At 57.8% G+C, this 1,673-nt stretch carries 1 protein-coding gene and 2 pseudogenes; all 3 read right to left on the bottom strand.

Annotation, left to right across the window (positions count from 1 at the left end; translation table 11 throughout):
• A pseudogene (locus tag A612_RS16220) lies at positions 1-97 on the bottom strand (biotin/lipoyl-containing protein); the annotation flags it as partial.
• 59 nt (positions 98-156) lie between these two features.
• A pseudogene (locus A612_RS18110) lies at positions 157-345 on the bottom strand (hypothetical protein); the annotation flags it as partial.
• 275 nt (positions 346-620) lie between these two features.
• Positions 621-1,577, bottom strand: a complete 957-nt coding sequence (locus tag A612_RS00325; protein WP_040435274.1) for an IS1595 family transposase — start codon at positions 1,575-1,577, stop codon at positions 621-623.
• Positions 1,578-1,673 lie beyond the last annotated feature (96 nt).

Genomic DNA, 1,673 nt, shown 5'->3' with positions numbered 1-1,673 from the left:
GGATCTCCATGGAGGCCTTGTCGGACTCGACGGTGAACAGCGACTGCTCAACCTTGATGGTGTCGCCGACCTTGACCAGCATCTCGATGACGGCCAGCCTCCGATTTTGCCCGGACCGTAGATGGGCGAAGCTGGGCCCCGAACGACTTCTATCCGTTCGGCCGCGCCGATCGGGGTGGGAAAGTGGCCGGGATTATCGAGCCGCTTGAATCCGCGGAAATAGGTTTCACTTGTCGACCCCCGGATCTCGAGAGAACCCTCGATACCGAAGAACGAACTCGTGAAGGTGCCTGGCGTCAGCTTAATGATGTCGTTGAGGCTGCTTACGGAGAACTGGCCAATCATTTCGCTAGTGATTACCGACACAGACCGCGGAGTCTCATTTAGCGAAAGATCGATTCCAAAAATGCTGTCGGAAAGTCTCGTTGTCATCGCGCCAATGTCGCCAATGGCCGAGCCTTCCGTGATAAATGCCTCAAGCTTCACAATCGATTCCTGCGCTATTCCTTCGCTCGCCAGGAGGCCTAAAGCCGCAGCAGTTGCCGTCCAATTTCGCATATTTCGTGTGATTCTCATGTTCAGTTTGTTTATTGTATGTGGGATTGTATACAATGACCTGATTAGAAACGTGCCTCAGCATGCGACCTGACCGTCTTTTCCTTGATGGGCTTTGCTCTCACGACGTCGACGATGAGACTTGCGACCAGACCACGCAGATCGAAGCGGCGGTTGAACCTGTAGGCGAAGCCAGCAAGGTAGTGCTCGGCGTACTTGCGGTAGTTCAGGGCATGGAAGGCTCCGGCCAACGTGGTCTTGAGATTGCCCAGCACGGTGTTGACCCACTTGAAGCTGGGCAGGTCGCGCGGCTTGAGGGAGCCGACCACCATCGGGAGGTGAAGGCAACCGGCATCGGCCACCGCACTGAAGCAGGCCAAACCATCGCTGTGCACGCTGGTGCCCGGTGCCAGATTGGACTTGGCCCACTTGCTGATCGCTTCAGAGGTGAACCCTCTGACCACATTGAGCTTGATGAACATCGGATGCCCGTGATCATTGACCGAGACAGCCGCGACAAAGGGGACCTTGTTCTCGGAGCCCCGACCGACTTTGCCGCCTGTGCGCTCGCCTCCGAGGTAAGCGTCATCGAGTTGCACCGTGCCGCTGAGTTGGTGGGTGGCGTCTTGCGTGGCCATGGCCCGGTTGATCTTCTGATGCAACAGCCAGGCCGTGGGGTAACTCACACCAAGCTGACGTTTGAGCGCCAGGGCCGACAGGCCGGTTTTGGCCTGACTGATGAGGTAGATGGCCAAGAACCAGGTCGTCAGGGGCAGTTTGGTGTGTGCCATGAGACTGCCTGCGGTCAGGGAGGTCTGATGCCGACAGCCATTGCACTGGAAGAGCTTACGGGCACCGTGGCCGACCACATAGTGATCACTGCTGGCACAGCGCGGACAGCGAAATCCCTCAGGCCAGCGCGCGGCCTTGATCGCTTCGGCGCACTGCGCCTCGGTGCCAAAGCTACGAAGGAATTCCGGGATCGACATGCCGTGCTGGAACTGAATCTGGTTGAAGGCCATGGTGCTCACCCCACTGTAAGAAGACTCCAGATTAGTGAGTCACAAGCTCATGGGGTGAGCCTCGCTGAGGGCTCCATGTCGTTTCGTGTGGAAAGC

The organism is Melaminivora alkalimesophila, from assembly GCF_000282995.1.
Lineage (GTDB): Bacteria > Pseudomonadota > Gammaproteobacteria > Burkholderiales > Burkholderiaceae_C > Melaminivora > Melaminivora alkalimesophila.
This window is presented reverse-complemented; position numbering and strand designations above follow the sequence as displayed.